The sequence below is a fragment of the Candidatus Binatia bacterium genome (assembly GCA_036382395.1).
GTDB lineage: Bacteria > Desulfobacterota > Binatia > HRBIN30 > HRBIN30 > JAGDMS01.
The window spans coordinates 1-6765 of sequence record DASVHW010000386.1 but is presented as its reverse complement, the minus strand read 5'-3'; the positions used below and the strand labels follow the sequence as shown (position 1 = coordinate 6765).

Sequence of the window (6765 nt, the reverse complement as noted above, 5' to 3'; positions counted from 1 at the left end):
GGCCAATCCAGCGCTGCTGTAATTCCTCCGCCGGGCTCGGTATGCTGAGGCTGCCGTGGGGGGCGCTCTGCTGCTATGCTGGGCTCGCACCACATGAGGTAAGACCGTGATCGACCTGGATTTCATCACTCGGGCGAACCCCGACTACGTGGACAGCCTCTACCGGCAGTTCCTGCGCGACCGCAACTCGGTCGACGAGCAATGGGCGCTCTTCTTTGCCGGTTTCGAAATCGCACGGGGAAACGGCGGGCACACCGCCGCGCCGGCAGCCGAGGCGCAGTGGAACCTAGGCGTGCTCGACGTCATTCACTCGTATCGTGAGTTTGGTCATCTGATCGCCCACCTCGATCCCCTAGGCCGCAACCAGACCAGTCATCCCTTCCTGGAACCCGCGGAGTTCGGCTTCAGTGAAACGGACCTCGATCGGCTGGTGGAGTGCACCAATTTCAGAGGATGCACCCGGTCGACGATCCGCGAACTCGTCGCCCTGCTGCACGCCACCTATTGCGAGACCTTCGCCGTCGAGTACATGGACATCGCCGACAAGGGTCAGCGCGATTGGCTCCAAGAGCGGATGGAGCCCAGGCTCAACAAGCCGGAACTGACGGACAAGGACCGCAAGGATATCCTCTCTCGGCTGACGGCCGCGGAGGGCTTTGAGCACTTCCTGCATACGAAGTACGTCGGGCAGAAGCGCTTTTCGCTCGAGGGGGGAGAGTCCCTGATCCCGCTGCTCGATAGGCTGATTGCAGAGGCCGGCGACAGCGGGGTGGAAGAGATCATCATGGGGATGGCCCACCGGGGGCGTCTCAATGTTCTCGCCAACATCCTCCATAAACCGTACGAGATGGTCTTCGCGGAATTCGAAGGCACCTTCTTGCCGCCGAACGTCCAAGGAGACGGCGACGTCAAGTACCATCTGGGCTACGCCTACGACCACACCACTGGCAGCGGCCGCACACTGCATCTGTCCCTGTGCTCGAACCCGAGCCACCTCGAAGCCATCGATCCGGTCGTCGAGGGAATCGTGCGCGCCAAGCAGTATTACTTGCAGGATCGCGAGCGCGGTCGGGTGGTGCCGGTGCTCATCCACGGGGACGCGGCGTTCACCGGGCAAGGCATCGTCTCCGAGACCCTGGCCCTGTCGGAACTGGAGGCGTGCCGCACCGGCGGCACCATCCACATCATCATCAACAACCAGATCGGCTTCACCACCTCGCCGCCGGACTACCGCTTCACGCGGTATCCGAGCGACATCACCAAGATCATCCAGGCCCCGGTCTTTCACATCAACGGCGATGATCCGGAGGCGGCGATCCAGGCGGCGCGGCTGGCGATGGCCTTTCGGCAGACATTCAAGAAGGATGTCGTCATCGATCTGGTCTGCTACCGCAAGCACGGTCACAACGAGACCGATGACCCGACGTTCACGCAGCCGGTGATGTATCGGGACATCGCGGCCCACCGTAGCGTGCGCGAGTTGTACGCCGAACGGTTGCAGGTTGCGGGCGTGGTCACGGCCGACGAGGTGACCGCGACTGCCACTGCCATCCGCGACATTTTCGACGACGCCATCAACTATGCCCGCGACTTCATGCCACGGCTGCAGGTATTTGCCTTGGGCGGCGTGTGGAAGGGCATGCAATGGGCGGGTGATGATTGGAGCGCACAGACCGCCGTCCCGCTGGAGATGCTGGGACGCGTCGTCGATGGCGTACGGCAGTTGCCGGAGGGATTCGCCATCCATCCCAAGGTGAAGCGCCTCTTGGATCAGCGCGCCGAGATGCTCCGGCCTGACGGCCAGATCGATTGGTCCTGCGTTGAAATGCTCGCCTTCGGCACATTGTTGCTCGAGGGCACGAAAATCCGCTTGAGCGGACAGGACAGCGGGCGCGGGACTTTCAGCCAGCGCCATTCAACCTTGTTCGACACCAACACCAACGAGCGCTACGTGCCCCTCGATCACCTCAGCCCGGATCAGGGACGGTTCGTGGTCATCGACAGCATGCTGTCGGAAGCTGCGGTCCTCGGCTTCGAGTATGGGTTCAGCACCGCCGATCCGCGCAACCTGGTGATCTGGGAGGCGCAGTTCGGCGACTTTGCCAATGGTGCGCAGGTCATCATCGATCAGTTCATCGCCCCGGCGGAATCGAAGTGGCAGCGCATGAGCGGCATCGTCCTGCTGCTGCCGCACGGCTACGAAGGTCAGGGACCGGAGCATTCCAGCGCCCGTTTGGAACGATACATGCAGCTCTGCGCCGAAGACAACCTGCAGGTCTGCAATCTGACCACACCGGCGCAGTACTTCCATGCCTTGCGGCGACAGATGCATCGCAGTTTCCGCAAGCCGCTCATCATCATGAGCCCGAAGAGCCTGCTGCGGCACAAGCTGGCGGTGTCGTCTCCGCACGATCTCATCGATGGAACCTTTCGCACCGTTCTCGGCGAGTCCGACCCGATCGATCCCGCACACGTCCGGCGCGTTTTGCTGTGCAGCGGCAAGGTGTATTACGATCTGCTCGTGGCACGACGCGAGCGAGATATCGATGACATCGCCATCATTCGCATCGAGCAGCTCTATCCGTTCCCCGGGGCCGAGATCAGCTCGGCGCTGGAGCCGTATGCGGCGGCGCGTGAGCTCGTCTGGGTGCAGGAGGAGCCGTGGAACATGGGGGCGTGGCACGACATGTATCGCCGGCTGCGGCGGATGCTTCCGGACGACCGCATGCTCGGATATGCGGGACGCCCGGCGGCTGCCAGCCCGGCCACCGGCTCCTACAAGGTGCATCAGAGTGAAGTCACCGATCTCATCAACAATGCGATGAGGAGGGCTCATGTCCGTTGAGGTACGCATCCCGACACTAGGCGAGTCCGTTAGCGAGGGGGTGATTGTTCGCTGGATGAAGGCGGACGGCGACATGGTGCGGGCCGATGAACCGCTCTTGGAGCTCGAAACGGACAAAGCCAGCGTCGAGATTCCCGCCGAGCGCGCCGGTGTTCTCAGGATTCTCAAAACGCAGGGTGAGAAAGTGCAGGTCGGTGACGTCGTCGGGCGGATCGAGGAAGGCGCACCGGGACAGCGCACGCCAGCGGCTCCACCCCCGCCGGGGGCGATGGAACCTGGGAAGGCGAGCGTCGAGAAGCCACCGCCAACCAGCGCTGTCCTCAGCCCGGCGGTACGCCGCCTGGTCGAAGAGCACCACCTCGATCCGCGCACCATCACCGCCTCGGGACGCGGCGGGCGGCTGACAAAAGGGGACGTGCTCGCACACCTGGAAGCCGCCCAGCAGCCACCGGAAGAGGAGCGCCCACCTACTCCGGACTCAGTACTTCGGACCCAGGACCTTGCCGCCGCCGCGGCCGACGAGGAAGCACGCGTGCCGATGACGCACCTGCGCCAGCGTATTGCAGAACGCCTGGTGGCAGCGCAGCGCACCGCCGCCATCCTGACCACCTTCAACGAAGTCGACATGAGCGCGGTGATGGAGCTGCGGGCGCGGTACAAGACCCGCTTCACCGAGACGCACGGCGTTTCGCTCGGCTTCATGTCGTTCTTCGCCCGCGCCTGCGCCGATGCACTGAAGGATCTCCCCAGCGTCAACGCCCGGATCGACGGCAGCGACATCGTGTACAAGAAGCATGTGCATCTCGGCATCGCCGTAGGCACCGAGCGAGGTCTCGTCGTACCCGTGGTCCACTATGCCGATCGGATGTCGTTCGCGGACATCGAGAGGGAGATCGGGCGCCTCACGGGATTGGCTCGGCAGCACAAGCTCGGTATTCAGGATCTCAGCGGCGGTACGTTCACCATTTCGAACGGCGGTGTCTATGGCTCGCTGCTCTCGACCCCGATCTTGAATCCACCGCAGAGCGCCATCCTCGGCATGCACAAGATCGAGAAGCGGCCCGTAGTCATCAACGATCAGGTGGTCATCCGCCCGATGATGTATCTGGCCCTGTCGTACGATCACCGCCTGGTCGACGGCGAGCAAGCAGTGACCTTTCTGATCCGTGTCAAAGATCGCATCGAAGATCCGACGCGGATGATGTTCGAGATCTGAAGAATTTCGGACGAGGGACGGGCGGCTAGAGACTGGGGGATGGGATGGGACCAGCAGACGAGAGACCACAGACGAGGAACCGAACACTCAGGACTCAGGACCCAGGACTCAGGACTGATTTCGACCTCATCGTCATCGGCGCGGGGCCGGGCGGCTACGTCGCCGCCATTCGCGCGGCGCAGCTCGGCATGCGCGTGGCGTGCGTCGAGAAATGCCGTACTCTGGGCGGCACCTGCCTCAATGTCGGATGCATTCCGAGCAAGGCGTTGCTCGACTCCAGCGAACAGTACCACAACGCCCGCAACGGCCTCGCCGCCCACGGCGTCAACGTGGGCAGCGTGGAGCTGGATCTTGCGGTCATGATGGCCCGCAAGGAGAAGGTGGTGAAGGTGTTGACGCAGGGCGTCGCTGGACTGTTTCGGAAGAACAAGGTCGAGCGATTCAGTGGCACCGCGCGCTTCACTGGAAGTGATACGGTTGAAGTCTCGGCTGGCAGCGACCGCCAGACCCTACGAGCGCGCCATCTTCTGATTGCAACCGGGAGCGCCCCGATCGAGTTGCCCGGCTTACCGTTCGACGGCAGGCACATCGTCTCGTCAACCGAAGCGCTGTGCTTCGAGCAGGCACCGAAGCGCCTGGTGGTGGTTGGAGCCGGAGCGATCGGGCTCGAGCTCGGTTCGGTGTGGAACCGGCTCGGTTCGCAGGTCATGGTAGCGGAATTCATGGACCGCATCCTGCCCGGCACGGACGGCGCGATGGGCGAGCAATTGAAGAAGGCGCTGGAACAGCAAGGAATGACCTTCCGCTTGCGGACCACGGCGCGCCATGCGGTGGTGCGCAACGGCGTGGTCCGGGTAACGCTGGAGTCGGAAGGCAAGTCCACGGACGAAGACTGCGATGTCATGCTGGTTGCCGTCGGGCGGCGCCCGTTCACCGAGGGGTTAGGGGCGCGCGAAGTGGGAGTGGAGTTCGACGAGCGAGGGCGGATCAAGGTCGATGTCCAGTACGCCACCAGCGTGCCGGGCATCTACGCCATCGGCGACGTCATCACCGGGCCGATGTTGGCGCACAAAGCTTCGGAAGAAGGGGTCGCTGCTGTCGAACGGATGGCGGGACAAGCCTCTCACGTCAACTACGATGCCATCCCGAACGTCGTGTACACGTGGCCCGAGTTGGCCAGTGTCGGCATGTCGGAGGAGCAGGCGCAGACTCAGGGCATCCTGTGTCGCGTGGGGACGTTCCCGTTCCTGGCCAACGGACGCGCCCGGTGCATGAACGAGACCGAGGGCTTGGTGAAAATCCTCGCCGACGCCAAGAGCGATCGCGTGCTCGGCGTCCACATCCTCGGACCGCGCGCCTCGGACATCATTGCGGAGGCCGCGGTGGCGATGGAGTTCGGCGCCAGCGCGGAGGATATCGCGCGCTCAGTCCATGCGCACCCGACCCTCCCCGAAGCGATCAAAGAAGCCGCCCTCGCTGTCCACCAGCGGGCCCTGCACATCTAAGCAGCATCGCAACAAATGCGTGCCGGCAGTGCCGCTCGCCCTAATGGACCGCGGGCGGGCGCCTGGAGCCGAGGCTTTTGATGAGGCGGGCGAGGTTGCTGGGTGAAATGCCGAGCAGGCGGGCGGCGGCGGCCTGATTGCCCCCAGTCTGCGCCAGCGCCTGCTCGATGCGCCGCCGCTTCTCCTCCCGCAGGCTCGCCCCCAACCCCGCCGCCGACGCTACCCCCACCGCCAGGTCCGACAGGTGCTCCGGCCGAATCACCTCTCCCGTGCACAGCAACACTGCCCGCTCGATCACATTCTGCAGCTCCCGAATGTTTCCCGGCCAACTGTACCGGCCCAGCGCCGCCAACGCCTCCGCCGTGAACCCGGTGATCGGGCGCTGGTGCACTCGCGACGCCCGCTCCAAGAAGAAGCTCGCCAGCATCGGCACGTCCTCCAGCCGCTGGCGCAGCGCCGGCACCTCCACGCGCACCGCTGCCAAGCGGTAGTACAGGTCCTCGCGAAACCGTTGCGCCCGCATCTCCCGTTCCAGATCCCGATTGCTGGCCGCCACTACCCGCAGGTCCAGCTTACGCACTTGGCAAGCCCCTACCCGCTGCGTCTCGTGCTCCTGCAGCACCCGCAGCAGTTTCACCTGCACACTCATCGGCAGATCCGCCACCTCGTCCAGAAAGATCGTCCCCCCGTCCGCCAACTCAAACTTCCCCGGCCGCGCCGCCAGCGCCCCGGTGAACGCCCCGCGCTCGTGCCCAAACAGCTCGCTCTCCGCCAACTCCGGGGGAATCGCCGGACAGTTCACACTGATCAGCGGCCCCCCACGCCGCGGGCTGAGCTCGTGCAGGGCGCGCGCGATCAGCTCCTTGCCGGTCCCCGTCTCACCCGTGATCAGCACCGAGGTGGCGCTCGGCGCCACCTTCTCCACCAGCGCCAGCACCCGCTGCAGCGCCCCGCTCGACCCAATGATCTCGCTGAACTGCGAGGCCGCCCGCACCTCGCTGCGCAGGACCACGTTCTCCGCCTCCAGCCGCGCGCGCAGCTCCTCGATCTGCGCCTGCTGGCGGCGGATCTCGCGCACGTACTCGGCGTTTTTCAGCCCGACCGCCAGCTGGCTGGCCACCAACGTCAACAGCGCCAGGTCGGAGTCATCGATCGCCGCCCCCGACCGCTTCGCCCCCAGCGCGAGGTACCCCAGTTCC

At 64.7% G+C, this 6765-nt stretch carries 4 protein-coding genes; 3 read left to right on the top strand and 1 reads right to left on the bottom strand.

Annotation, left to right across the window (positions count from 1 at the left end):
• Positions 1–106 precede the first annotated feature (106 nt).
• From VF515_18820 to lpdA, 3 genes are read left to right on the top strand one after another with little or no spacing between them, the layout of a single operon-like run.
• Positions 107–2845: a 2-oxoglutarate dehydrogenase E1 component gene (locus tag VF515_18820; GenBank protein HEX7409686.1), complete on the top strand. Its 2739-nt coding sequence runs from the start codon at positions 107–109 to the stop codon at positions 2843–2845.
• Positions 2835–4061, top strand: coding sequence for a 2-oxoglutarate dehydrogenase complex dihydrolipoyllysine-residue succinyltransferase (odhB, locus tag VF515_18815; GenBank protein ID HEX7409685.1), 1227 nt, complete (start codon positions 2835–2837; stop codon positions 4059–4061). Before VF515_18820 ends, odhB begins: the two co-directional genes overlap by 11 nt.
• A 44-nt stretch (positions 4062–4105) precedes the next feature.
• A complete protein-coding gene (gene lpdA, locus VF515_18810; GenBank protein ID HEX7409684.1) occupies positions 4106–5566 on the top strand; it encodes a dihydrolipoyl dehydrogenase in 1461 nt (486 codons plus the stop codon).
• A 40-nt stretch (positions 5567–5606) separates the two neighbouring features.
• Here lpdA and VF515_18805 read toward each other — a convergent pair.
• The coding region (locus VF515_18805; GenBank protein HEX7409683.1) for a sigma 54-interacting transcriptional regulator at positions 5607–6765 on the bottom strand (1159 nt) is incomplete at its 5' end.

What these genes read in the sequence shown, in the direction of transcription:
- lpdA (HEX7409684.1), top strand. Translation starts at nt 4,106, where the DNA reads ATGGGACCAGCAGACGAGAGACCACAGACGAGGAACCGAACACTCAGG.
- odhB (HEX7409685.1), top strand. Translation starts at nt 2,835, where the DNA reads ATGTCCGTTGAGGTACGCATCCCGACACTAGGCGAGTCCGTTAGCGAG.